This is a genomic window from Pseudomonas sp. BNK-7, assembly GCF_048072025.1.
Taxonomy (GTDB): Bacteria; Pseudomonadota; Gammaproteobacteria; order Pseudomonadales; family Pseudomonadaceae; genus Aquipseudomonas; species Aquipseudomonas danubii.
Map to the genome: position 1 here is coordinate 4194419 of NZ_CP182252.1, position 23727 is coordinate 4218145.

The window sequence follows — 23727 nt, forward strand, 5'->3', positions numbered from 1 at the left end:
GGCGCCCACGGCCTTTTAGCCGCTGCCGAACCTGCGCGGCTGCGAACGCCGACGCAGTCGGCGCAAAGCTGCAACAACGCGGCGTCTGCTCCAGCGTGCCCTCAGGGCCCGTTCGCAGCCTGCGGCAGCGGCTACACAAACCGGCGTGCCTTCAAGGACGCGCGCCAGCCTGCGGCCAGTCCCGTTTTTGGCCAATGCGCTGCCTTACGGTGCGCCGCCGCCACTTGCTATAGTTCGGCCCTCATTTTCCGCCCAGTAAAGGATCACTGCCATGTCCGAATACCAAGCCTTTCGCGTCGAACTCGCTGACAACATCGCCCATGTGCAGATCAATCGCCCGGAAAAGATCAATGCCATGAACGCCGCGTTCTGGAGCGAGATCGTCGAGATCTTCCGCTGGATCGATGACACCGATGCGGTGCGGGTGGTGGTGCTCAGTGGCGCCGGCAAGCATTTTTCCTCAGGTATAGACCTGATGCTGCTGGCCGGCGTGGCCAACGAACTGGGCAAGGACGTGGGCCGCAACGCCCGTCTGCTAAGGCGCAAGATTCTCCAGTTGCAATCCTCCTTCACCGCCGTGGACAACTGCCGCAAGCCAGTGCTGGCGGCCATCCAGGGTTATTGCCTGGGAGGCGCCATCGACCTGATCAGCGCCTGCGACATGCGCTATGCCGCTGACGATGCCCAGTTCTCCATCAAGGAAATCGATATCGGCATGGCGGCGGATGTCGGCACATTGCAACGTTTGCCACGTATCATCGGCGACGGCATGCTGCGCGAGCTGGCCTACACTGGGCGCACCTTCGGTGCCGAGGAAGCGCGCAGCATCGGCCTGGTCAACCGCACCTACAGCGATGCCGCCAGCCTGCTGGACGGGGTCATGGAGATTGCCCGGGAGATTGCCGCCAAATCGCCGATCGCGGTCAGCGGCACCAAGGAAATGCTCAGCTACATGCGTGACCACCGGATCGATGACGGCCTGGAATATGTCGCCACCTGGAACGCCGCCATGTTGCAGTCCAACGACTTGCGTGTGGCCATTGCCGCCCACATGAGCAAACAGAAACCCGAATTTCTGGATTGATTGACGATGATTGCACGCTGGACCACCGCAGTACTCGACACCGACCTTCCTGGCGGCTGGGCCGTGGCCCGCGGCCCGGAAGGCTTTCTCCATGACGACAACGGCGCGCTGTTTCCGCGGCACTGGCTCAAGGGCCAGGACCTGCCGCTGCTGGCGGAACACGGCATCGGCCACCTCGATGGCGAGCCGGTGTACCTGCTGGAACTCAGTGGCCGCGCCGAGGTGCCGGGCTGTCGCTGGAAAAGCCTGCGAGCCTTCATGCTGGAGGGCGATCACACCCTGTACAAGGTCCTGGGCTACGCCGCACAGATCGGCACCTGGGCCCGGGAACATCGCTTTTGCGGCAGTTGCGGCCGGGCCACGCGGCAAGTGCCGGGGGAGCGGGCAATGTATTGCGAGCCCTGCGATCTGCGGGCCTATCCGCGCATTTCACCGAGCATGATCGTGCTGATCACCCGGGGCGACGAGATTCTTCTGGCCCGTTCTCCGCGTTTCGTTACGGGTGTCTACAGCACCCTGGCCGGCTTTGCCGAGCCCGGTGAGTCGGCGGAGGATTGCCTGATCCGCGAAGTGCGCGAAGAGGTGAGTATCGAGGTCAGGAACATCCAGTACGTGGGCAGTCAGTGCTGGCCGTTCCCGCATTCGATGATGCTGGGCTTCCATGCCGAATACGCCGCTGGCGAGATCATCCCCCAGGAAGACGAGATCGAGGATGCCCAGTGGTTCAGCGTGCACGCGCTACCGCCGTTGCCGGCCTCGCGCTCGATTGCCCGCTACCTGATCGACCTCTATGTGGCGCGCCGTCTAGGCCACGCTGAACCAGTGCTGCCAGGCTAGGCGCACGGTCAACCCCAGGACCACGGTGATGAACACCGGGCGAATGAACTTGGCACCACCGCTGATGGCGGTGCGTGCGCCGAAGAACGCCCCGACCATCACCGACAGGCCCATGCACAGGCCGATGATCCAGTCCACCTGCCCGGAGAACACGAACACCGACAGCGCTGCGATGTTGCTGACGAAGTTCATGCTGCGGGCCACGCCGCTGGCCTTGACCAGGTCGATGGGGTAGAGCAGCAGGCTGCTCACGGTCCAGAACGCCCCGGTGCCGGGCCCAGCCACGCCGTCATAGAAGCCCAGGCTGAAGCCCTGGCTCGATTGCCACTTCTTCTTGATGGGCGCGTCGCTGTCCAGCGGCGCCTTGGGCGTGCCGCCGAACAGCAGGTACAGGCCACAGGCGAAGACGATCACCGGCAGCATCTTGTTCAGCCACTCGGCCGGCAGGTAATGGGCGACGATGGCCCCGGTCAGCGCCCCCACCAAGGTACCAACAATAGCGTGGGTCCATTGCCGGGGGTGGAACAGCTTGCGGCGATAGAAGGTGAAGCTGGCGGTGGCGGAACCGAAGGTCGAACTGAGCTTGTTGGTACCCAGGACCAAGTGCGGCGGCAGCCCGGCCGTCAGCAGGGCCGGCGTGGTGAGCAGCCCGCCGCCGCCAGCGATGGCGTCGATGAAACCGGCGATGAACGCTACGAGGGCGAGAATGGCGAGGGTGGTCAGGTCTACGCTGAGTTCGAAGGGCATGGATTCGGCTTATTGTTCGGCGGGAAGCGCAAAAGGGGGCTGCGCGAAAGGTCGCCATCTTACCTGCAACCCTGCCCGCTGCGCGACCGCCTCGACCTTGGTCTGGTACCCCTATCCCAGGCGCCGGCTTGCCGGCGAGTGAGCCCTTGAGTCTTGCGCACGATCGGAGGGCGCCCTCACTGGCAAGCCAGCTCCTACGGACGGCGCAGGGCCCGGAAAGCGTAGGAGCCGGCTTGCCGGCGAATGAGCCCTTGAGCCTTGTGCACGACCGGAGGGCGCCTTCGCTGGCAAGCCAGCTCCTACGGACGGTGCAGGGAAGGGTCAGCGTTGCGGGCCGTTGCCGATCTGCCAGACAAAGGGCGGTTCGCTGCCGTTGATACGCCAGTCACCGACAATCCGTGCCTTGTAGATCACCGGGTTATGGGACGACACGGTCCGCGCATTGCGCCAATGCCGATCCAGGGCCTTGCCCTGGCGAATGTCCGAAGCCCCCAGGGCATTGAACAGTTCGCTGGTGGCGCGCTGGATCAGTTCGCTCACCACCACCTGGGCCGTGGCCGATTCGATTTCCGCGGCCACATTGGCTTCACGTTCCTTCACCTGATCCCCGGCAAAGCGCGCCAGGTACGCTCGTTGCGCCGGTGCCGCTGCCCGGACTGTCGCCGCCTCGGCGGCATACACCAGGGCTGCAATCTCGCCCACCACCTGCTGCACCTGGGCGTCGGCGCTGACCTGCGGTGCGTTGCCATGGCTGTAGATGCGCTTGCGCACCCGCACTTCGTGAGCCACATCGCGCAGTGCAGCGCGGCCGATCCCGGACAGGGTCGCCAGCAGCACCAGCTGATAGAAGGCGGTCTGGTATTTGAAGCGGGTGGCGAAGTCGATGAGGTTCTCGGCCTCCACTTCGGCGTCGGTAAAGCGCGAGGTGCCACTGCCGGTGGTGCGCTGGCCGAAACCGTCCCAGTCATCGCTCTGCTGGATACCGCTCTGGCGAGTCCTTACGGCGGCAATCACATCGGCGCCGGTATCGCTGCGCTGGGCGTAGACATCGATCCAGTCGGAGAAAATGCTGCCGGTGCTGTAGAACTTTTCGCCATTGAGGCGCCATTTGTCGCCGTCCGGCGTCACCTTGGTGATCACCTGGCCAATCTCCACCGCGCCGATTTCAGTCCAGGCGCAGCCGACGATATCGCCCTCGACAAAACGCTTGAACCACAGGTCCCGGGCCGGGCCAGGGGGCGCATTGAGGCGATCCTCGGCAAAGGCGAAGTGCCCGCGCAGGGCCTGGGGCACATTGGCATCGGCCTCGGCCAGCTCGATCAGCAGTTGAAACAGCTGGGGCAGGGAGGCGCCGCCGCCACCGTACTCCACCGGCACCCGTAGCGCGCCGAAGCCGGCCTCCTTGAGCCATTGGATAGGTTCATAAGGCAAGGTACGGCTGTGCTCGCGCTCCACGGCACCGGCGGCGATCTTCTGGAAGATTGGCCGGAAGCGCTCGGCCAGGGCTTCGTAGTCGACGCCTACGGACAGCGGATTGATTACCTGATGTTCGGTCATGGTGTGGCTCCTGGGGCAGGCAGTAAAAAACGGTAGGTGTCGAAGCTGATTGCACACAGCATGCCGGAATCCCCAGTGCCGGTTTGCCTGGGCGCGGGCGGGGACGAGCATCCGGCAACTGTTGTCCGGGCAACAGTTGATCAACAAATCGGTTGATTGCGGGTTTTTTGGATGGCCTGTCGCAGCTGTTGCAAGTGGTACTTGCAGGGGCAACGAAGTCGCCCCTGCAACCCTGGCAAGCCGCTGCGGGCCTGGCCCTGCGCCGCGAGGCTGTGCCTTGCCCGGGCTCCGGAACAAGGCTTGCGCCGGCGCTGTCGGGCGCTGGCACGCTTGCTGCTCTGGTCCTTGCACCTTAATCAGTCCCGAGGACCGAACCATGAGTCAGCAAGCCGTCAAATTTGCTTATTGGGTGCCTAATGTCAGTGGCGGGCTGGTGGTGAGCAAGATCGAACAGCGCACCCACTGGGGCATCGACTACAACCGCAAGCTGGCGCAGATCGCCGAAGCGGCGGGCTTTGAATATGCCCTGACGCAGATCCGTTTCACCGCCGGCTACGGCGCCGAATATCAGCATGAGTCGGTGGCCTTCAGCCATGCGCTGTTGGCGGCAACCGACAAGCTCAAGGTGATCGCGGCGATCCTGCCCGGGCCCTGGCAACCGGCCCTGGCGGCCAAGCAACTGGCGACCATCGATCAACTGACCAACGGCCGCATCGCGGTGAACATTGTCAGCGGCTGGTTCAAGGGCGAGTTCCAGGCCATCGGCGAGCACTGGCTCGAACACGATGAGCGTTATCGCCGCTCCGAGGAGTTCATCCGTTCCCTGCGCGGGATCTGGAGCCAGGACCACTTCACCTTCAAGGGGGACTTCTATCGCTTCGACAATTACAGCCTCAAACCCAAGCCCCTGGGGCAACCGGAAATCTTCCAGGGCGGCAGTTCGCGGGCGGCCCGGGACATGGCCGCGAGGGTGTCGGACTGGTACTTCACCAATGGCAACAGCGTCGAGGGCATCAAGGCCCAGGTTGACGATATTCGTGCCAAGGCCGCCGCCAACCAGCATTCGGTGAAAGTCGGGGTGAATGCCTTTGTGATCGCCCGGGACACCGAGGAAGAAGCCCGGGCGGTGCTGGCGGAGATTATCGACAAGGCCGATCCGGAGGCGGTGAATGCCTTTGGCGATGCAGCCAAGCAGGCCGGCAAGGCCTCTCCGGAGGGTGAGGGCAACTGGGCCAAGTCCAGCTTCGAGGACCTGGTGCAATACAACGACGGCTTCAAGACCAACCTGATCGGCACCCCGCAGCAGATTGCCCAGCGGATTGTCGCCTTGAAGGCGGTGGGGGTGGATCTGGTCCTGGCGGGCTTCCTGCATTTTCAGGAGGAAGTTGAGTATTTCGGCCAGCGCGTACTGCCGTTGGTGCGCGAGCTGGAAGCCCAGGCCCTGCTCAAGGAGCAAGAAGCCGCGGCGTGAACCCGGCCTTGCTTGCCGGCGAAGAGGTTCACCAGCCTGATGCAAGGCTGGAGACTTCTTCACTGGCAAGCCAGCTCCCAGGTGGTGTGGGAGGGGTTACAGGCCCAGGTCGCTGAGGCCTGGATGGTCATCCGGGCGCCGGCCCAGGGGCCAGTGGAATTTGCGCTCGGTTGCCTTGATCGGCATGTCGTTGACGCAGGCAAAACGCCGGGCCATCAGCCCTTGTTCGTCGAACTCCCAGTTCTCATTGCCGTAGGAGCGGAACCAGTTGCCCGAGTCGTCATGCCATTCATAGGCGTAGCGCACGGCGATGCGGTTGTCGGTAAAGGCCCAGAGTTCCTTGATCAGGCGGTAATCCAGTTCCTTGGCCCATTTGCGGGCGAGGAAGGCCTTGGCCTCTTCGCGGTTGTGGGCAAACTCGGCGCGGTTGCGCCATTGGGTGTCCAGGGTATACGCCAGGGATACCCGTTCCGGGTCCCGGGAGTTCCAGCCATCTTCGGCCAGACGGATCTTTTCAATCGCCGACTCGCGAGTGAAAGGTGGAAGGGGCGGGCGCACTTGAGCGTTAGACGACATGACTTGTCTCCAATAAAAGTTGCTGTTCAAACAAAGCAGTTGCTCTTGTTTAAAACAATCAGAGGTCCAATAACTTTCGCGCCATGCATTGCGCATTATCAGCAGCACTGTGATCGCCCATGACAAGGGCAACGGTAATGGCGCCATCGATCAGGATCAGCAGTTGCGCTGCCAGTTCCTTGGGATGTTGCACGCCATGTTCCTGGCAAAGCTCGGTCACGTAATCGAGCAGTTTCTGTTTATGTTGTTTGGCCACCTGGCGCACCGGGTCCTGGGGATCGCCGGTCTCGCCGCTGGTGTTGATAAAGGCGCAGCCGCGGAAACCTTCGGACCCGAACCAGTCCCTGAGTACGCTGAACAGCGCCAGCAGCCGCTGTGCAGAGCCTTCGGCCTTGCCCACTTCAGTCCTGTACCAGTGCATCCAGCGCTGGTCGCGACGTTCCAGGGCGGCCACCACCAGTTCGTCCTTGTTGCTGAAATAGCGATAGACGCTCTTTCTCGAGACCCCGGCGGTCTTCACCAACAGATCCATGCCAGTGGCGGCAATGCCGCTCTTGTAGATCAGCTTCTCGGTGACGTCGAGGATGATGTCGCGTGTTTCAGAGGGAGTGATTTCGTTCATGGGGCAAAGAGTAGAACGATCGTTCTCCTTGGTCAATCCTGTTGTTCAAACTTTTATATTCAGCGGTCTTTCTCACAGGTGCAGGCTTGCTGGCCAAGGTAATTTCCTGGGCTGTGCAAGACTCAAGATGCTTTGCGCCGGCAAGCCGGTTACTTCAGAACGGGCTGGCAGGGGACTCAGCCTGTTCCATGGTGTAAGCTCTTGCGCTCTTTGGATTTGAGCCACTGCGAGCCCTATGCCGTCGCTTTTCAAACGTTCCTTGCTGCCCAAACTGCGCAGCTTCCCCCTGGCTGCCGAAGCCTTCACCACTCTGACTGGCGCTGCGCAATTTCGTCGCACTCTGCTCGAGCAAATTGCCCAGGCCCGGCGGCGTATCTATATCGTCGCGCTGTACCTGCAGCAGGATGAGGCCGGTCAGGAAATCCTCGATGCCCTGCATGCCGCCAAGGCCGCGCGCCCGGAACTCGAGGTGCTGGTGGTGGTGGACTGGCTGCGGGCCCAGCGCGGCCTGATCGGCGCCGGCAAGCAGCCGGGCAACTCGGCCTGGTATCAGGAAATGACCCGTACCCACGCTACCGAAGTGCCGATCTACGGCGTGCCGGTGCAGACCCGGGAGCTGTTCGGGGTCCTGCACCTCAAGGGCTTCGTGATCGACGATTGCGTGCTCTACAGCGGCGCCAGCCTGAACAACGTGTACCTGCACAAGTTCGACAAGTACCGCTTCGACCGTTACCACCTGCTGCACAACCGCGCCCTGGCCGACTCCATGCACCATCTGGTGCAGCACGGGCTGGTGGCGTCGCGGGCGGTACATCGCCTGGACCTGCCGAACCTGCCGACCACTCGCAGTCTGCGTAACGACATCGGCGACCTGCGCAGTCGACTCAAGCACGCCACCTACGACACCACCGCTGGTGGCCTGGACAAGAGCGGGCTGTCGGTCAGTCCGTTGCTCGGTGTCGGCAAGGGCAACCCGCTGAACCGGATCATCTGCGAACTGATCGCCGGGGCCCGCCAGCAACTGACCATCTGCACCCCGTATTTCAACCTGCCCTTGGTGGTGACCCGGGAAATCAATCGGGCCCTGGAGCGCGGGGTAAAGATCGACATCATTGTCGGCGACAAGACCGCCAACGACTTCTACATCCCGCCCAGCGAGCCGTTCAAGGTCATCGCGGCTCTGCCTTACCTGTACGAGATCAGCCTGCGACGCTTTGCCAAGCGCCACCAGAAAGTCATCGACAGCGGCCTGCTCAACCTGCACCTGTGGCGTGACGGCGACAACACCTACCACCTCAAGGGCCTGTGGGTGGATGAGCGCTACACCTTGCTCACCGGTAACAACCTCAATCCCCGGGCCTTCCGCCTGGACCTGGAGAACGCCCTGTTGCTGGACGATCCCAAGGGCGAGTTGCTGGAGGCGCGTCGTGCCGAACAGGCCGAGATCTACCGCCATACCCGGCGCATCGAGCACTTCCAGTACCTGGACAGCCTGGTGGACTACCCCGAGGCGGTGGGCAAGTTCCTGCGTCGGGTCAGCCGGGTGCGCATCGAACGCCTGCTCTACCGCATGCTTTAGCCTGTAGCCGCTGCCGAGCCTGCGAGGCTGCGCAAAGGTCCGCAGGACCTTCAGCGCTTCCAGGAATGACGCCTCTTGCAGAGCCGTTCGCAGCCTGCGGCAGCGGCTACAGGGATCGGGGGGTTGGCCAGATGGCGATCAGTACCAGCAACACCGCTGCCAGCAGGTAGGGCAGGCGCGGTTCGATGGCGTAGATCAGGCTGCCGGCCATGGGGCCGATGACCACGCCCAGGCCCTGGGCCGCGCCGATGCTGCCAGCAGTCGCGCCCTGTTCCGAGGCCTCTACGGCATTGGCCGCCAGCGCCGAGAACGATGGAAACACCCCACCCATGCCCGCCGCCGAGACAAAGAACGCCAGCCACAGGCCCCAGGCGCTGTCCACCAGCATGCTGCCGGCATAGCCCAGCGCCGACAGCAGGGCGCCGTAGCGGATCATCCGCAGCGGCGGCCATTCCAGCTTGCGCACCACCAATTGCGCGCAGATCAGCGCTACGCCGACCATGGCCAGGGCCACCCCGGCCGTCTGGGCGGCATCGGCGGGGCTCATGCGCAGCCGGTCCAGGGCGTAGAAGCTGACGGTGATCTGGGCAATCGACACACAGAGCATGGCGACAAAGGCCACCACCATCGGCCGGCGCAGCCGTGGGTCGCCCAGGCGCACCCGCGTCGGGGCCTGGGCCAGGTGCAGTTCCTGGCGTGGCAACTGGTAGCGCAGCACCACAAATGCCAGTAACGGCAGCAGCGCCATGGCGTAGAACGGCAGGCTGAGGCTGTAGCGGGCCAGCAAGGCGGCCACCGCAGGACCCACCACCAAGCCCACGGCGTTGGCGGCGCCCAGGGTGGCCATGGCACGGGCGCGGTGCTGGGGTTCGACGTTATCGGCGATCAGGGCGAAGCCGCCCACCGGGATCGCCGCATAAAAGGCGCCGATCAGCCCGCGGCCCAGCATCAGGCCGAGAAAGGCCATGGCGACGCTGGGCAGCGACTGCAGCGACAGGTCGATGAACAGGCACAGGGCCCAGTAGGCGAGGGTGAAGCCGGCCGTGCCCAGCAGCAGCACCCGACGCCGGCCGAAGCGGTCACTGGCCTGGCCCCAGGGGCGTGCCAGGAGCATCCAGATCACCCCGGAAACGGTCACGGCGGCGCCCGCATGCCAGGTTTCCAGATGCAGGGCCCGGGAGATCGGGCCGATCAGCGAGACGAAGGCCATCATCGACATGGTGCAGGCCATGTAGGCGGCCATCAGCGGCAGCAGCGAGAAGGGTTTGGCAGCCAGCGGCGTGGCCGCTGCTGTGGAGCGAGACATAGTGGGTCTTCCATGAAAGCCGTTGGGCCGTGAACGTTATCGGGATAACCGGCCACCGCCCAGCCTTATCTGCGTCGGTGATGGCAGCACCCTTGAGGCGCCGGCTGGTCGGTGAAGCGGGTGACCAGGACGAAGAAGCCATTGGGGCCTGTGTTGTTCTGGGCGTCGCTTTGGCTGGCCAGCCAATTCCTGCACCCGCCAACTCCTGCATGAGCTGGCTCAAGTGAGGGTGGGCTCAGTTCAGGCCCAGTTTGCCGCGCAGGGTGGAGAGGTCTTCGGCCAGGGTGTTGACCGGACCGATCAGGGCCTTGCGGTCGTTTTCCTTGACCTTGTCGTAGGTCATGAAGCCGCCGTCCGGGGTGTTGTACTTGGCGAGGATCTTGTTCACCGTGGCGAAGTTCTTGTCCACCTTGGCGACAAAGGCCGGGTCCTGTTTCGCGATCTGCCCACGGAACAGGTCGACGATTTTCTTTGCGCCGTCGATGTTGCCCTGGAAGTCGTAGAGGTCGGTGTGGCTGTAGCGGTCTTCTTCTCCGGAGATCTTGGTCGCGGCCACTTCCTCCAGCAGCGCGGCGGCACCCCCCACGACCTTTTCCGGTGGGAAGGTCAGGCCGGCGACGCGGGTTTGCAGGTCCTTGACGTTCTTGTTCAGGCCGTCGGCCAGCTCGCCCAGGCCTTCGGTGCTGTTTTCCGAGAACAGCGAATATTCCAGGCGGTGGAAGCCGGTGAAGTCTTCGGCCTTGACGCCTTGCTCGTGGTCGTCGACCCGGGAGTCGATGGCGGCATCGAGGTCGCTGAAGAGTTCGGCGATGGGCTCGATCGACTCGTAGTACACCCGGGTCGGTGCGTAGAGCTTCCTGGCGCTGGCCAGGTCGCCCTGTTTCACCGCATCGGTGAATTGCTGGGTGTGGCTGGCCAGTTCATCGAGCTGCTCGGTGACGTAGATCTTGTAATCGGAGATCGGCCCCACCAGCTCCAGGGGCGCAGCGGCGGCGAACGCCGACAGTGGAGCGTGGAGCAAGCCAAGGGTCAGCAACACAGCGAGAGGCGACTTTTTCATGGGACTTTTCCGTGGGGGTTGAAGTGTCATGGGGTTCAGGCGGTGGTGTTCGGTCGGGTGGCTTCGAGCAACGAGCGACCGATGAAATCGCCGGCGCCGGTGACCCCTGGCAAGCTGAAGAAATAGCCGCCGCCGGTAGGCTTGAGGTACTCCTCCAGAGGCTCGCCGTTGAGGCGGGTCTGGACCGCGATAAAGCCTTTTTCCAGGTCCGCCTGGTAGCAGATGAACAGCAGGCCCATGTCCAGCTGACCGTTCTTGTTGACCCCATTGGAGTAGTTGAACGGCCGGCGCAGGATCAGGTTCTGCCGGGTCTGTGGGGTGCGCGGGTTGGCCAGGCGGATGTGGGCATCGAGCTTGGTCAGCTTGCCGTGGGGGTCACGGGCGTAGTCGGGGACCTGGGTTTCCTTCTGGCCATCCATGGGCGCGCCCGTGGTCTTGATCCGGCCGATGATGCTTTCCTGCTCCTGCAGTGGGGTGCGGTCCCAGCGCTCGACAAAATTGCGGATGATCCGTACCGCCTGGTAGCTGCCGTGGGTTGCCCAGGCCGGTTCGTCGCTGCCGGGCTGGACCCAGACGATCTGCTGCATGGCTTGCTGGTCATTGGAGTCGGGGTTGGCCGAGCCGTCGCGAAAGCCCAGGAAGTTGCGCGCGCTTTGCGCCGGCTCCCCGGGCTTGGCCGGCGCCTGGGGCGGCACGCTGCCTTCCTGCTTCCAGCGCACCAGCAGCAGGTCGGGGAGGTTTTTCACGATGTCGCGCAGGGCGTGGATATTGGTGTCGGCGGTGTTGGAGCAGAACTGCAGGCTCAGGTCGCCATGGCAGCAGGCCGGCTCCAGGGCATCGTTGGGAAAACCCACCATGCGGATCAGGCGCTTGGGTTTGGCGGCGGCCAGGCCAAAACGTTCGTCGAACAACGATTCGCCCACCGACACGGTGATGGTCAGGTTGTCCGGGGGCACCACCGGGCCGAGGATGCCGGAATCCAGGGGCGGCAGTTTCGGGTCGACCTGGGCCACCGGCCCGCCGCTCATGAGAAAGGCGATGCGCTCGTCGAGGGTACGGAACAGTCGCTCCAGGTCGTCGCGGTCGCTGGCCAGCACATCGAAGGACACCAGCATGCCCGAGGTCGGGCGCGGGGTGACGATGCCGCTCTGGTGCTGGCCGTGGTAGTCGTGGCGGTCCTGGGTCCTGTCGCTGCTGGGGGCCTGGGTGACCTGGGCTGCGGCGCCGGCGGCCATGGCCGGGCCACTCAGGCTGCTGCCGGCCAGGGCCATGCCGGCGGCGCCCATGCCCAGCAGCACACGCCGGCGCTGGGCGCAAAAGCACGGGTTGGATGGATCGGAATCGTTCATTGAAAACTCGTCTGGTTACAGGCCGGAGAGGCCGAGTGCGGGATCGATGGCGTCGAGAGTGTCGGCCAGGGCCTTGGCCTTGTCGGCGATCTCTTTGCGTTGTGCGGCGCTGACCTTGTCGTAGTCCAGGTAGCCGAAGCCGTCGCGCAGGCTGGCGAGACGGGTGTCCAGGGCGTTCGCGGCGTTGTCGACCTGGGGCAACAACCGGGCAGCGGACTTGGCCAGCAAGGGGCGCAGCAGGTCGATGACCTTGCGGGTGGTCGCCAGGTTGGCGGCAAAGCCGTTGAGGTCGCTGTGGCTGTAGCGTTCTTCTTCGCCGCTGCTGGCCCGCAGGTCGGCAAGGCTGCGCAGGTTGCGTGCGACGATGCTCACCAGTTCTTCGGGCGGCAGGGTTTGGGCCAGCAGTTGCTCCTTGAGGCGCGAGACGTCGCTGGACAGCTGCTTCGCGACCGGAGCCAGGCCGGCCAGGTCGCGTTTCTGGAACAGGCCGTATTCCAGGCGGTGGAAGCCGCTGAAGCCCGGGTCCTGTTCCCGCTGTTCGAAATAGTCGGCGCGGGCGTTGATGGCGTTGTCCAGCTCGGCCAGGCGCTGGGCGGCCGGGGCCAGTTGCTGGTAGGCGGCGCGGGCCGGCAGGTACAGGGCTTGGGCCTGCTTCAGGTCACCGGCATCGATGGCCTGTTGCAGAGCGTTCACCGCCTTGATCAGGGCACCGCCCTGGGTGCTCAGGTAAACCCGGAATTCCGCCAGCGGGCCGATAAAGGCCACCATCGAAGGCCGGGCCTTGGCCTGGGCCTCGGACTGCGCGGTCGGGGTCACGTGCAGGGTGCCGCGCGGGTTGCTCAGCAGCCCGCACGTGATGGCGTAATCACCCGGTTGCAGGGTGGCGTTGATCACCTGGCTCAGGCCCGGAGCGATGTTCTCCCGCTCCTCGACCACCAGCACGCCATCGAGGATTTCCCATTCCACGGCGCGGTCCGAGCGGTTGACGATACGAAAGCTGGCGTGGCCTGCCGGCACCGTCAGCGCGTTGGGCTTACAGCTGTGGGGATGGAGGGTCACGGTGATTTCGCCCTGGTGGGCCTGGCGCTTGCTGGCGGCCCGTTGCGAGGCGTAATAGAACAGCCCGCCGGCGGCGATCATGACGATCACCGAGCCGGCAACCGCCCAGCGCAAGGCGCGGGGCGGCGAGGCCTGGGGAGAGGCTTGCTGGGTCATTGAGGGAGCCTTACTGACTGGAAACGGAAGATGCTGAGCCGGGCGCCTTGGCCGGGGCGCCGCCGGGCAGGAAGAACAGCACCAGGGTCACGCCCAGGTACAGCACATAGGCGCCTAAGGTGCTGAGGGTGGGCGCGTCCTGGTAGCCGAACATGCCGGCCAGCACCGAGCCCAAAGGGCCATCCATGGGCAGGCTGGCGCTGACATCGAAGAGCACGCTCTGCAGGTGGTTCCAGACTCCGGCTTCATGCAGGGCCTGCACCGAGTTGGCGAGGATGCCGGCGGCCACCACCAGGATGAACAGCCCGGTCCAGCGGAAGAAGGCGGCGAGGTTCAGGCGCATGCTGCCGGTATAGATCAGGAAACCGACGATGATTGCCATGATCAGCCCCAGCAGGGCGCCGAGCGGCGCGCCCGGGCCTTCGCTCTGCTGGAACACCGCCAACAGGAAGAACACGGTTTCCAGGCCTTCCCGGGCGACGGCGAAGAACACCATGGCGATCAGCGCGATGAGCTGATGCCGGGAGCCAGCCAGGGCCTGGTCCAGGGACGCTTGCAGGGAGTGCTTGATCGAGCGCGCCACCTTGCGCATCCAGAACACCATGGAACTGAGGATGCCTACGGCCACCAGGCCGACGATGCCCTCGAAGAGTTCCTGCTGCTTTTGCGGGAATTCGGCGCTCATCAGTTCCAGGCCGCCGCCCACCAGCAGGGCCAGGGCTGCGGCGAGAAACACTCCGATCCACACCGCGGGCATCCACTGGCCACGGCCGGTCTGCTTCAGGTAGCTGGCGATGATGCCAACGATAAGCGCGGCTTCAATCCCTTCGCGCAGCATGATCAGAAATGGAACAAGCATTCAGCACCGGCGGGGCAATGGGTAGGGAGCTAACTTGTAACATAATGATACTCATTGCCAAATGAAGATTATTGACAACTGCTGAACGAAGCCTGAACGAGATTTATTTACCAGTGTTCGCGCTCTGTAGGAGCCGGCTTGCCGGCGAAGAGGCCCCTGAGCCTTGTGCAGGACGTTGGACCGCCTTAGCTGGCAAGCCAACTGCTACGGGGCGGGGCGATCAGCCCAGGTTCTGCTCGGTCAGGCGTTGCACCGCCAGGCGGCGGTAGTGGGAAGGGGTCATGCCCTTGAGTTGCTGGAAGCGGCGATTGAAGTTGGAGATGTTGTTGAATCCCGATTCGAAGCACACATCGGTCACCGGCTTGTCGCCATCGGCCAGCAGTTCGCAGGATTTGCTGATCCGCAGGCGATTGACGAACTCGATGAAGCAGCGCCCCGTGGCCTGTTTGAACACCCGGGAGAAGTAGGTGGGCTTCATCCCCAGGTACTGGGCCACTTCCTCCAGGGGCAGCTCTCGGGCGTAGTGGGCAAAGATGTAGTCCACGGCACGGTTGGTGCGATCGACACTGTGTTCGTCCGCCAGTTGCACGCGGGTGGCGCCGGACAGCAGTTGATAGTCGTCGCAGGCCGCCAGCAGTTCCATGAGGATGAAAAAGTGGCCGAGGCGGGTGATGCCGCTGGAATCGGCAATGCGCTGCATCAGGGGCAGGGCCTGGGCGATGGTGTGCTTGCAGCGGAACTCGATACCGTATTGCGCCCGCTCCAGCAGTGGGCTGAGGTTCTTCAGTTCGGTGAACACCTGGCTGCCGCTGTCGAACAGCTCGTCGGTGAAGTTCACCAGCATGTCGCGCTTGGCCACGACCTCGTCCTCGGCCACCTGGCTGATCCAGTTGTGGGGCAGGTTGGGGCCGGTCAGGAACAGCGTCTGCGGATAGAAGTTGCCAATGTAGTCGCCTATGAACACCTTGCCGGAGCTGGCGACGATCAGGTGCAGTTCGTATTCCTTATGGAAGTGCCAGCGCACCAGGGGGCAGGGGAAGCCGTGCTGGCGATAGATGATCGACAGGCCGTTATGGTCGTCCATCAACTCGTAGGAGGGGTCGCTGATCTTGCCGGTTCGACTCATGGCGCGGGACTGTTCTTGTTGTTGGCCGCGCTGATAATGCCTTGTGCCCCGCCCGCGCACCAGTAGGAGCTGGCTTGCCAGCGAAGGCGTCCTTGAGGGCGATGCAGGGCTTGTGGGCCTCTTCGCCGGCAAGCCGGCTCCTGCATGGAGTTTGCGTGTCTCGCCCGTAGGAGGAGGTCATGGGGCAGGGCGGTTCTTGGCTTCGATCCATTGCGCCATGTATTGGGTGCTCTTGTGATGGTGGTGTCGCAGCATGGCGCCGGTGAAGTTGTCCCGGCGCAATTGTTCCAGGTGCTGGCGGCAGTCTTGCAGGCGCTGGATCAGGGCCGGGCCGTGGACTTGCTGGCGGTAGCGCGCCTCAAGCAACCGCCGGCCATCGGTCTGGGCCTGTTCCCACAACTGTTGGTCCTGGTACAGGCGCACGGCCGCGGCCGCCAGGGCGCTGGCCGATTCGGCCACCGCGCCAGGCCAGGGCAGGCCATCCTGGGACATGGATTCGCTGCCCACCGGCGTGGTGACGCTGGGCGTGCCGCAGAGCATGGCGTCCAGCAGCTTGCCCTTGATCCCGGCGCCAAAACGCAGGGGGGCCAGGCAGATCCGCGCGGCACTCATCACCTGCAGCGCGTCTTGCGCCCAGTTCATGATGTAAAAACCCTGGGCCGGGTTGTGCAGGGCTGCCGCCTTGGGCGGTGTGTAGGCGCCGTACAGGTGCAACTGGGCGCCGGGCAGTTGTTGGCGGATCAATGGCCACACGCGGTTTTTCATCCAGAGCACGGCGTCCCAGTTTGGCGCGTGGCGGAAATTGCCGATGCTGAGGAAGTGCGCCCGCTGTTCGAAGGGCGGGAAGTCCTGCGGCAGTTGTTCCAGCATCAAGGGGCACCAGTGTAGCAGCGCCGGTGGCAGGCGGAACTGCTGCACCAGCAGTTCGATCTCCACCTCGGAGATCATCAGGCTCAGGTCGCAGCGGTAGATGGCGGCGATCTCGCGCTTGGCCAGGTCGGTGTCGGCCATGTGCTGGAACTCTTGCGCCGCGGCCTGGGTGAACAGAGCGCTGAAGTCATCTTCGTCGGCGCAGGCCTTGAGCTGATCCTTGAGGCGCTGATGCCGGGCATGGCGCAGGCATTGCAAATCCGAGGTTTCCAGGACCCGCAGGGCATTCGGGCAGTGTTGCTCGACCCGCCAGCCGAACTGTTCCTCCATCATGAACTGGTCGAACAGCACGATGTCCGGGGCCAGTTCGGCGACAAAGCGGTCAAAACTGCTGTTGTTGAGCTCGATCGGGCATTCGCGGATACCCAGGGCCGCGAGGTCCTCCTTGTGTTCGCCCTCCTTGGCCGGGCTGCTGAAGGTCAGCTCCCAGCCCTGGTCGAGGAAACTCTGGAGGATCTGCATCATGTGCCCGCCGGCGGCGGAGGAGCGGGGTTCGGGCCAGACGTAACCAATGATCAGGACTTTGGTTGCGGCGGTGGGACTCATGAGGGGCGATTCCTGGCAGGCAAGGGCAAAAAAAGGCCGCCATTAAACCACAGCGCGCCAGCGGCGGATCAGGCCGCTGCCGGGCTCAACCGAGGATGCTGCGCACCTTGTCCCGCAACTGATCGATAGAGAAGGGCTTGCCGATCACCGACATGCCGGCAGGCACGTCGATGGACTCGGCATAGCCGCTGGCAAACAGCACCGGCAGGTGCGGACGCAATTGCCGTGCGCGTTCGGCCAGTTCACGGCCGTTCATGCCGGGCAGGCCGACATCGGTCATCAGCAGGTCGATGGTCTGTTGCGGGTTTTCCAGCAGGCTCAGCGCGGCGTCACTGCCATCAGCCTCCAGGACGCTGAATTCGAGCTCTTCGAGAACATCGACAATCAGCATGCGCACGATGGCATCGTCTTCGACGACTAGGATGGTGGAGACGCTGGCGGGCATAGGGACTCTCTCAAGAAGTGGGTGGTACGGGGCGCTGCGACAGGCGGCCCTGTGCATCAGTAAGTGGCGACTGGCCACAAGTTCCCGAAGCTGTACAGAAAAAGGCTGTTGTACAAGCGCCGGCAAGAATAACCGCTTCCCTTGTCCCAGGGCAGGTCCAATCGCAGTTGTGAACCCGTGGGTTATAAAAAATAGCTGCGATGGCCGAATGTGGGGCAAACTTCGTTTTTTTTCCTGCGCCAAGGTCCATCAAATGATCCGTCCGTCATCGGTTGATGAACAGAGTTTTCGCAAGCTGCTGACCCGCAACATCAGCCTGCCCCTCGGTGTAGGCGTGCTCAGCGCGGTTTTTTTCGTGTCCCTGATCACCTATCTGCTCTCGGTCATCCAGTGGGTGCAGCACACTGACCGGGTGATCAACAATCTCAATGAGGCGGCGCGTCTGACCATCGACCTGGAAACCGGCATGCGCGGTTTCCTGATCACCGGCGATGAGCATTTCCTCGACCCTTATGAAGTGGCCAAGCCACGCATCCTCAGCGAGCTCAATGGGCTGCGTGATCTGGTCGCCGACAACCCGCAGCAGGTCGACCGCCTCAAGCGCCTGGAAGCCCTGCAGCTGGAGTGGAACAACTTCTCCCAGAGCATGATCGAGCTGCGTCGGCAGAACGGCGACTACCGTGGCGCGGTGCAGGCCGGGCGGGGCAAGCGCCTGACCGACGAGATCCGCAAGGAATACGAGGATGCGGTGGTCATGGAGCAGCAGTTGCGCCTGGAACGCAATGAGAGCGTCAGCCGCACGACCATTTTCAGCGTGATCCTGTACCTGTTGTTCGTGGTGGGCATCAGCGGCTTGCTGGCCTATGTCGGGCGTCGGGATCTGCTGGCGCTGTCCAAAAGCTACAGCGACAACCTCGAGGCCCAGGAAAACAGCGCCCGGCGCCTGGAACAGCAGGCCTGGCTGCGCAACGGCCAGACCGAACTGGCCGAACAGATGCTCGGCCAACTGACCCTGAACCTGCTGGGGCGCAATATCCTCCAGTTCTGCGCCCATTACCTGGGGACACCGGTGGCGGCGCTGTATGTCCGTGAAGATCACGGCGGCCTCAAGCGTGTGGCTTCTTATGGATTTTCCCGGGAGCTGGAGCAGCAAGAGCAGTCGCTGTATGGCGATGAGGGCCTGGTGGGCCAGGCCGCGCAGCACAAGCGCCTGATCCGCCTGGACGATGTGCCGGCGGATTACTTCAAGGTCAGCTCCGGCCTGGGTGAGGGCGCGCCGCGCAGCGTGCTGGTGGTGCCGACCCGTGATGACAACCGGGTCAATGGCGTGATCGAGCTGGGCTTCCTGCGGGCGCTGAGCGATCGCGATGTGGAGTTGCTGGAGCTGATTGCCGGCAATATCGGCACCTCCATCGAAGCTGCGCGCTACCGCCAGCGCCTTCAGGAAGTGCTGGCCGAAACCCAGCAGCTCAACGAAGAGTTGCAGGTGCAGCAGGAAGAGTTGAAGACCGCCAACGAGGAGTTGGAGGAGCAGTCGCGGATTCTCAAGGAGTCCCAGGTGCACCTGGAGACGCAGCAGGTGGAACTGGAACAGACCAACGAACAGTTGGCCGAGCAGGCGCAGATCCTCGCCGAGCAGCGCGACGCCATGGACCGCAAGAACAGCGAGCTGAACGAGGCGCAGACCCAGCTTGAAGAGCGCGCCGAAGAACTGCAGCGCTCCAGCAAGTACAAGTCCGAATTCCTCGCCAACATGTCCCACGAACTGCGCACACCGCTCAACAGTTCGCTGATCCTGGCCAAGTTGCTGGCGGAGAACCCCCAGGAGAACCTCACTGCCGAGCAGGTCAAGTTCGCCGAGTCGATCTATTCCGCCGGCAACGACCTGCTGAACCTGATCAATGACATCCTGGATATCTCCAAGGTCGAGGCGGGCAAGCTCGAAGTGCGTCCGGAAAATGCCAGCGTGCCGCGCCTGGTGGACGGCCTGCGCAGCCTGTTCCAGCCGTTGACCGCGGACAAGGGCCTGGCCTTCAAGGTGGAGCTGCAACCGGGGGCGCCACAGAGGCTGTTCACGGATCGCCAGCGGGTCGAACAGATACTCAAGAACCTGCTGTCCAACGCGGTCAAGTTCACCGAAAGGGGCCAGGTCAGCCTGAGCGTTGGTGCTCAGCCGGGGGGCGGTATCGCCTTTGTCGTGCAGGATTCGGGGATCGGCATCGCCCAGGACCAGCAGGAAAGCATTTTCGAAGCCTTCCGCCAGGCCGACGGCACCACCAACCGGCGTTATGGCGGCACTGGCCTGGGGCTGTCGATCTCCCGGGATCTGGCGACCTTGCTGGGGGGCTCCATCAGCGTCAGCAGTGAGCCGGGGCAGGGCAGCATTTTCACGTTGGTGCTGCCAGAGCAGTACAGCGAGGCGGCCGAACCGGTGCTGGCGCCAGCGCCTGCAATGATGCCGGTGGCGGCGCCTGTTGCACCCAGTGCGCCGTTGCCGGTGGCTGAAGGGCCTGGCAGTGAGATCCCGCGCTTTGCCGATGACCGGGACAAGGCTCCATTCAGCAGCCGCTGCATCCTGGTGGTGGAAGATGAGCCGAATTTTGCGCATATCCTCTTCGATCTGGCCCACGAACTGGGTTACCACTGCCTGGTGGCCCATGGCGCCGACGAGGGCTACAGCCTGGCCGAGCAGTACATCCCGGACGCCATCCTGCTGGACATGCGCCTGCCCGACCATTCCGGCCTGACTGTGCTCCAACGCCTCAAGGAACATGCCCAGACCCGGCACATCCCGGTGCACGTGATCTCGGTGGAAGACCGGGTGGAAGCGGCCATGCACATGGGCGCCGTGGGCTACGCGGTGAAACCCACCACCCGCGAGGAACTCAAGGACGTGTTCGCCCGCCTGGAAGCCAAGCTGACGCAGAAGGTCAAGCGCGTGCTGCTGGTGGAGGACGACGACCTGCAACGCGACAGCATTGCCCGGCTGATCGGCGACGACGATATCGAGATCACCGCCGTGGGCCTGGCCCAGGATGCCCTGGACCTGCTGCGCGAGAATGTCTACGACTGCATGGTCATCGACCTCAAGCTGCCGGACATGCTTGGCAACGACCTGCTCAAGCGCATGTCCACCGAGGACATCTGCTCCTTCCCGCCGGTGATCGTCTATACCGGGCGCAACCTGACCCGGGATGAAGAGACCGAGCTGCGCAAGTATTCCCGTTCGATCATCATCAAGGGCGCCCGCTCGCCGGAGCGCCTGCTGGATGAAGTGACGTTGTTTCTGCACAAAGTCGAATCCCAGTTGTCCCATGAGCGGCAGAAGATGCTCAAGACCGCCCGCAGCCGTGACAAGGTCTTCGAGGGGCGCAAGATCCTCCTGGTGGACGATGACGTGCGCAACATCTTTGCCTTGACCAGCGCCCTGGAACACAAGGGCGCGGTGGTGGTGATCGGCCGTAACGGCCATGAGGCCATTGCCAGACTCAATGAAGTCGAAGATATCGACCTGGTGCTGATGGACGTGATGATGCCGGAGATGGACGGTTTCGAAGCCACGGTGCAGATCCGCAAGGACCCGCGCTGGCGCAAGCTGCCGATCATCGCCGTGACCGCCAAGGCCATGAAGGACGACCAGGAGCGCTGCCTGCAGGCCGGTTCCAACGACTACCTGGCCAAGCCCATCGACCTTGACCGGCTGTTTTCCCTTATCCGCGTGTGGCTACCGAAGATGGAAAGAATTTAGTGGAGCGCAATACCGAGATCGAACTGCGTTTGCTGATCGAAGCTATTTATCTCAAATACAGCTACGACTTCCGCGACTACTCCGGTGCTTCGATCAAGCGCCGGGTCAACCATGCCCTGCGTCAGTTCGAGTGCAAGACCATTTCCGCGCTGCAGGAGCGGGTGTTGCACGACCCGACGGCGTTCATGCAATTGCTGCAGTTCCTGACCATTCCGGTGAGCGAGATGTTTCGCGACCCGTCGCACTTCCTGGCGATCCGCCAGGAGGTGGTGCCGCTGCTCAAGACCTACCCGTCGATCAAGATCTGGATCGCTGGTTGCAGCACCGGGGAAGAGGTCTACTCCATGGCCATCCTGCTGCGCGAAGAGGGGCTGCTGGAACGCACCATCATCTACGCCACCGACATCAACCCCAGCTCCCTGGAGAAGGCCAAGCAGGGCATCTTCTCCCTGGAGAACGTGCGGGCCTACACCCACAACTACCAGCAGGCCGGTGGCCAGCGTTCCTTTGCCGACTACTACACCGCCGCCTACGACTACGCGATCTTCGACAAGACCCTGCGCGAGAACGTGACCTTTGCCGATCACAGCCTGGCGACCGACAGTGTATTCTCGGAAACTCAATTAATTTCGTGTCGTAACGTATTGATTTACTTCAATAAAAAGCTGCAGGATCGGGCCTTTGGGCTGTTCCATGAGTCGCTCTGCCACCGTGGTTTCCTGGTGCTGGGCAGCAAGGAAACCCTGGAATTTTCCGCCTATGGCAAGCATTTCGAACCCTTGGTCAAACAAGAACGGATCTACCGCAAGACATGAGCCAGGAAAGTGTCGCGCCGCATCGCCGGCCTCGGATCGAGGCTGTCGTAGTAGGCGCCTCCGCGGGGGGCGTCGAGGCCTTGTTGAGCCTGTTCGATGAGTTCAGCGCCAGTTTCAGCCTGCCGGTGATCGTGGTCCTGCACCTGCCCGACGAGCGTCGCAGCCAATTGGCCGACGTCTTCGACCGGCGCCTGGCGCTGAGGGTGAAGGAGGCCGACGACAAGGAAGCGATCATTGCGGGCACCTTGTACGTCGCGGCACCCGGTTATCACCTGTCGGTGGAGCAGGACCGCACCTTGTCCCTGAGCCAGGAGGAGCGCTTGCATCACTCGCGGCCGGCCATCGATTACCTGTTCGAGTCCGCCGCTGATGCCTACGGGGAGCACCTCGTGGCGGTGCTGCTGACCGGGGCCAATCAGGACGGCGCCCAGGGCCTGGTCGAGGTCAAGCGCCAGGGCGGGCTGACCATCGTCCAGGACCCCGGCGAAGCCAGTGTTCCCACCATGCCGGAAGCAGCCCTGGCCCTGCAGCAACCGGATTACATTCTCCCTTTGCGCGGCATCAGCCGTCTGCTTGCCGAGCTGGAACGAATCGCATGTTAAGTACTATTCAAGCCAAGCTGCTGATCGTCGACGATCTGCCGGAGAACCTGCTGGCCCTGGAAGCGCTGATCAAGCGCGAGGACCGCCTGGTGTACAAGGCGCTGTCGGCCGACGAGGCCTTGTCGCTGCTGCTCCAGCATGAGTTCGCCATGGCCATCCTCGATGTACAGATGCCGGGCATGAATGGCTTCGAGCTGGCCGAGTTGATGCGCGGCACCGAGAAGACCAAGCACATTCCCATCGTTTTCGTCAGTGCCGCCGGACGCGAGCTCAACTACGCCTTCAAGGGCTACGAGAGCGGGGCGGTGGACTTCCTGCACAAGCCCCTGGACATCCACGCGGTCAAGAGCAAGGTCAATGTGTTCGTCGACCTGTACCGCCAGAGCAAGGCCATGAAGCAGCAGGTCGAGGCCCTGGAGCAGAGCCGGCGTGAGCAGGAGGTGTTGCTCAACAAGCTTCAGGCCACCCAGAACGAGCTGGAGCAGGCGGTGCGCATGCGCGATGACTTCATGTCCATCGTCGCCCATGAAGTGCGCACGCCCCTCAACGGCCTGATCCTGGAAACCCAGCTGCGCAAGATGCACCTGGCCCGGGAGAACGCTGCCGCCTTCAGCCTGGACAAGATGCACGCCATGGTGGATCGCGACGAGCGCCAGATCAAAAGCCTGATCCGCCTGATCGAAGACATGCTGGACATCTCGCGGATTCGCACTGGCAAGCTATCGATCCGCCCGTCCCGGTTTGACCTGGCGCAGTTGGTACGCGGATTGGTGGAGAACTTCGCGCCCCAGGTGGAAGCTGCGCAATCGTCCCTGAGCCTGGAAGCCGAGCAGCCGTTGCAAGGCCACTGGGACGAATTCCGCATCGAACAGGTGATTTCCAATCTGCTGACCAATGCCTTGCGCTACGGCGCCAAGAGCCCCATCCAAGTCCGGGTCTATGCCCAGGACGGCGAGGCCCGGGTCGAGGTGCGCGATCATGGGATTGGCATCAGCGAAGAGAACCAGAAGCGAATTTTCCAGCAGTTCGAGCGGGTCAGTGCCAGCCACGTGGCGGCGGGCCTTGGGCTTGGGCTGTTTATTTCCGAGCAGATCGTCACTGCCCATGGCGGCACCATCAGTGTTGAAAGCCGGATCGGCGAGGGCGCGCTGTTTCGCGTGAGCCTGCCCTTGTCGGCGACCGACGAATGACTAAAAGCGTAATGCTCACGCAACCTCTGCGTGACCCAATGGTCGAAGGGGCAGCAATTGATC

General features: G+C 63.3%; 20 protein-coding genes. 8 read left to right on the forward strand and 12 right to left on the reverse strand.

What is annotated here, in order from left to right; genetic code table 11:
* The first annotated feature begins 271 nt into the window (after window positions 1-271).
* Window positions 272-1084: a crotonase/enoyl-CoA hydratase family protein gene (locus tag ACMGF8_RS19545; protein ID WP_102865202.1), complete on the forward strand. Its 813-nt coding sequence runs from the start codon at window positions 272-274 to the stop codon at window positions 1082-1084.
* Between the two features lie 6 nt (window positions 1085-1090).
* Window positions 1091-1921 carry an NAD(+) diphosphatase gene (gene nudC, locus ACMGF8_RS19550; protein ID WP_416756982.1) on the forward strand — a complete coding sequence of 277 codons (831 nt, stop codon included), beginning with the start codon at window positions 1091-1093 and terminating at the stop codon, window positions 1919-1921.
* Here nudC and ACMGF8_RS19555 read toward each other — a convergent pair.
* A complete protein-coding gene (locus tag ACMGF8_RS19555; protein WP_011061548.1) occupies window positions 1889-2668 on the reverse strand; it encodes a TSUP family transporter in 780 nt (259 codons plus the stop codon). The two genes, nudC and ACMGF8_RS19555, sit on opposite strands and share 33 nt — an antisense overlap.
* A 321-nt stretch (window positions 2669-2989) precedes the next feature.
* Window positions 2990-4225 carry an acyl-CoA dehydrogenase family protein gene (locus ACMGF8_RS19560; protein ID WP_102865200.1) on the reverse strand — a complete coding sequence of 412 codons (1236 nt, stop codon included), beginning with the start codon at window positions 4223-4225 and terminating at the stop codon, window positions 2990-2992.
* Window positions 4226-4601: 376 nt separating this feature from the next.
* Between ACMGF8_RS19560 and sfnG the strand changes: the two genes are divergently transcribed.
* The gene (gene sfnG / locus ACMGF8_RS19565; RefSeq protein WP_102865199.1) at window positions 4602-5696 is read left to right on the forward strand and encodes a dimethylsulfone monooxygenase SfnG; all 1095 of its coding nucleotides are present in this window, start codon (window positions 4602-4604) and stop codon (window positions 5694-5696) included.
* Window positions 5697-5792: 96 nt separating this feature from the next.
* Here sfnG and ACMGF8_RS19570 read toward each other — a convergent pair whose 3' ends face one another.
* Together ACMGF8_RS19570 and ACMGF8_RS19575 are read right to left on the reverse strand one after the other, a co-directional pair.
* Window positions 5793-6272 carry a DUF1348 family protein gene (locus ACMGF8_RS19570; protein ID WP_016965720.1) on the reverse strand — a complete coding sequence of 160 codons (480 nt, stop codon included), beginning with the start codon at window positions 6270-6272 and terminating at the stop codon, window positions 5793-5795.
* A 58-nt stretch (window positions 6273-6330) separates the two neighbouring features.
* Window positions 6331-6894 carry a TetR/AcrR family transcriptional regulator gene (locus ACMGF8_RS19575; protein WP_102865197.1) on the reverse strand — a complete coding sequence of 188 codons (564 nt, stop codon included), beginning with the start codon at window positions 6892-6894 and terminating at the stop codon, window positions 6331-6333.
* Between the two features lie 235 nt (window positions 6895-7129).
* On the opposite strand from ACMGF8_RS19575, the gene pssA reads away from it, so the two are divergent.
* A complete protein-coding gene (gene pssA / locus ACMGF8_RS19580) occupies window positions 7130-8473 on the forward strand; it encodes a CDP-diacylglycerol--serine O-phosphatidyltransferase (protein ID WP_102865196.1) in 1344 nt (447 codons plus the stop codon).
* Between the two features lie 106 nt (window positions 8474-8579).
* Here pssA and ACMGF8_RS19585 read toward each other — a convergent pair whose 3' ends face one another.
* From ACMGF8_RS19585 to ACMGF8_RS19620, 8 genes are all read right to left on the reverse strand, one after another.
* Window positions 8580-9779, reverse strand: coding sequence for an MFS transporter (locus ACMGF8_RS19585; RefSeq protein WP_102865195.1), 1200 nt, complete (start codon window positions 9777-9779; stop codon window positions 8580-8582).
* A 235-nt stretch (window positions 9780-10014) separates the two neighbouring features.
* A complete protein-coding gene (gene efeO, locus ACMGF8_RS19590; protein WP_102865194.1) occupies window positions 10015-10839 on the reverse strand; it encodes an iron uptake system protein EfeO in 825 nt (274 codons plus the stop codon).
* Window positions 10840-10874: 35 nt separating this feature from the next.
* Window positions 10875-12188 (reverse strand): iron uptake transporter deferrochelatase/peroxidase subunit, encoded by a 1314-nt coding sequence (gene efeB, locus ACMGF8_RS19595; protein ID WP_115582369.1) that lies wholly within the window; start codon window positions 12186-12188, stop codon window positions 10875-10877.
* A 15-nt stretch (window positions 12189-12203) separates the two neighbouring features.
* Entirely contained in the window at window positions 12204-13403 is a 1200-nt protein-coding gene (gene efeO / locus ACMGF8_RS19600) for an iron uptake system protein EfeO (protein WP_416756983.1), read from the reverse strand.
* A gap of 10 nt (window positions 13404-13413) precedes the next feature.
* Entirely contained in the window at window positions 13414-14262 is an 849-nt protein-coding gene (gene efeU / locus ACMGF8_RS19605; RefSeq protein ID WP_115582371.1) for an iron uptake transporter permease EfeU, read from the reverse strand.
* Between the two features lie 220 nt (window positions 14263-14482).
* Window positions 14483-15388, reverse strand: a complete 906-nt coding sequence (locus ACMGF8_RS19610) for an AraC family transcriptional regulator (protein ID WP_102865190.1) — start codon at window positions 15386-15388, stop codon at window positions 14483-14485.
* 177 nt (window positions 15389-15565) lie between these two features.
* Window positions 15566-16864, reverse strand: coding sequence for a glycosyltransferase (locus ACMGF8_RS19615; RefSeq protein WP_115582372.1), 1299 nt, complete (start codon window positions 16862-16864; stop codon window positions 15566-15568).
* Between the two features lie 85 nt (window positions 16865-16949).
* Window positions 16950-17309: a response regulator gene (locus tag ACMGF8_RS19620; RefSeq protein WP_102865187.1), complete on the reverse strand. Its 360-nt coding sequence runs from the start codon at window positions 17307-17309 to the stop codon at window positions 16950-16952.
* A 253-nt stretch (window positions 17310-17562) separates the two neighbouring features.
* On the opposite strand from ACMGF8_RS19620, the gene ACMGF8_RS19625 reads away from it, so the two are divergent.
* Genes ACMGF8_RS19625 through ACMGF8_RS19640 form a run of 4 tightly spaced genes read left to right on the forward strand, consistent with a single transcriptional unit; the run spans window position 17563 to window position 23664 of the window.
* Window positions 17563-21057: a response regulator gene (locus ACMGF8_RS19625; RefSeq protein WP_102865253.1), complete on the forward strand. Its 3495-nt coding sequence runs from the start codon at window positions 17563-17565 to the stop codon at window positions 21055-21057.
* The gene (locus tag ACMGF8_RS19630; protein WP_016964143.1) at window positions 21057-21872 is read left to right on the forward strand and encodes a CheR family methyltransferase; all 816 of its coding nucleotides are present in this window, start codon (window positions 21057-21059) and stop codon (window positions 21870-21872) included. The genes ACMGF8_RS19625 and ACMGF8_RS19630 overlap by 1 nt, the downstream gene beginning before the upstream one ends.
* Complete coding sequence (locus ACMGF8_RS19635) at window positions 21869-22474, forward strand: chemotaxis protein CheB (RefSeq protein WP_416756984.1); 606 nt, start codon at window positions 21869-21871, stop codon at window positions 22472-22474. Before ACMGF8_RS19630 ends, ACMGF8_RS19635 begins: the two co-directional genes overlap by 4 nt.
* Window positions 22468-23664 carry a hybrid sensor histidine kinase/response regulator gene (locus tag ACMGF8_RS19640; protein ID WP_102865184.1) on the forward strand — a complete coding sequence of 399 codons (1197 nt, stop codon included), beginning with the start codon at window positions 22468-22470 and terminating at the stop codon, window positions 23662-23664. The genes ACMGF8_RS19635 and ACMGF8_RS19640 overlap by 7 nt, the downstream gene beginning before the upstream one ends.
* Window positions 23665-23727: the final 63 nt, after the last annotated feature.

What these genes read in the sequence shown, in the direction of transcription:
- pssA (WP_102865196.1), top strand. Translation starts at nt 7,130, where the DNA reads ATGCCGTCGCTTTTCAAACGTTCCTTGCTGCCCAAACTGCGCAGCTTC.
- nudC (WP_416756982.1), top strand. Translation starts at nt 1,091, where the DNA reads ATGATTGCACGCTGGACCACCGCAGTACTCGACACCGACCTTCCTGGC.
- ACMGF8_RS19545 (WP_102865202.1), top strand. Translation starts at nt 272, where the DNA reads ATGTCCGAATACCAAGCCTTTCGCGTCGAACTCGCTGACAACATCGCC.
- ACMGF8_RS19555 (WP_011061548.1), bottom strand. Translation starts at nt 2,668, where the DNA reads ATGCCCTTCGAACTCAGCGTAGACCTGACCACCCTCGCCATTCTCGCC.
- ACMGF8_RS19635 (WP_416756984.1), top strand. Translation starts at nt 21,869, where the DNA reads ATGAGCCAGGAAAGTGTCGCGCCGCATCGCCGGCCTCGGATCGAGGCT.
- efeO (WP_102865194.1), bottom strand. Translation starts at nt 10,839, where the DNA reads ATGAAAAAGTCGCCTCTCGCTGTGTTGCTGACCCTTGGCTTGCTCCAC.
- ACMGF8_RS19610 (WP_102865190.1), bottom strand. Translation starts at nt 15,388, where the DNA reads ATGAGTCGAACCGGCAAGATCAGCGACCCCTCCTACGAGTTGATGGAC.
- ACMGF8_RS19625 (WP_102865253.1), top strand. Translation starts at nt 17,563, where the DNA reads ATGATCCGTCCGTCATCGGTTGATGAACAGAGTTTTCGCAAGCTGCTG.
- sfnG (WP_102865199.1), top strand. Translation starts at nt 4,602, where the DNA reads ATGAGTCAGCAAGCCGTCAAATTTGCTTATTGGGTGCCTAATGTCAGT.
- efeU (WP_115582371.1), bottom strand. Translation starts at nt 14,262, where the DNA reads ATGCTTGTTCCATTTCTGATCATGCTGCGCGAAGGGATTGAAGCCGCG.
- efeB (WP_115582369.1), bottom strand. Translation starts at nt 12,188, where the DNA reads ATGAACGATTCCGATCCATCCAACCCGTGCTTTTGCGCCCAGCGCCGG.
- ACMGF8_RS19560 (WP_102865200.1), bottom strand. Translation starts at nt 4,225, where the DNA reads ATGACCGAACATCAGGTAATCAATCCGCTGTCCGTAGGCGTCGACTAC.
- ACMGF8_RS19615 (WP_115582372.1), bottom strand. Translation starts at nt 16,864, where the DNA reads ATGAGTCCCACCGCCGCAACCAAAGTCCTGATCATTGGTTACGTCTGG.
- ACMGF8_RS19585 (WP_102865195.1), bottom strand. Translation starts at nt 9,779, where the DNA reads ATGTCTCGCTCCACAGCAGCGGCCACGCCGCTGGCTGCCAAACCCTTC.
- ACMGF8_RS19570 (WP_016965720.1), bottom strand. Translation starts at nt 6,272, where the DNA reads ATGTCGTCTAACGCTCAAGTGCGCCCGCCCCTTCCACCTTTCACTCGC.
- ACMGF8_RS19575 (WP_102865197.1), bottom strand. Translation starts at nt 6,894, where the DNA reads ATGAACGAAATCACTCCCTCTGAAACACGCGACATCATCCTCGACGTC.
- ACMGF8_RS19640 (WP_102865184.1), top strand. Translation starts at nt 22,468, where the DNA reads ATGTTAAGTACTATTCAAGCCAAGCTGCTGATCGTCGACGATCTGCCG.
- efeO (WP_416756983.1), bottom strand. Translation starts at nt 13,403, where the DNA reads ATGACCCAGCAAGCCTCTCCCCAGGCCTCGCCGCCCCGCGCCTTGCGC.
- ACMGF8_RS19620 (WP_102865187.1), bottom strand. Translation starts at nt 17,309, where the DNA reads ATGCCCGCCAGCGTCTCCACCATCCTAGTCGTCGAAGACGATGCCATC.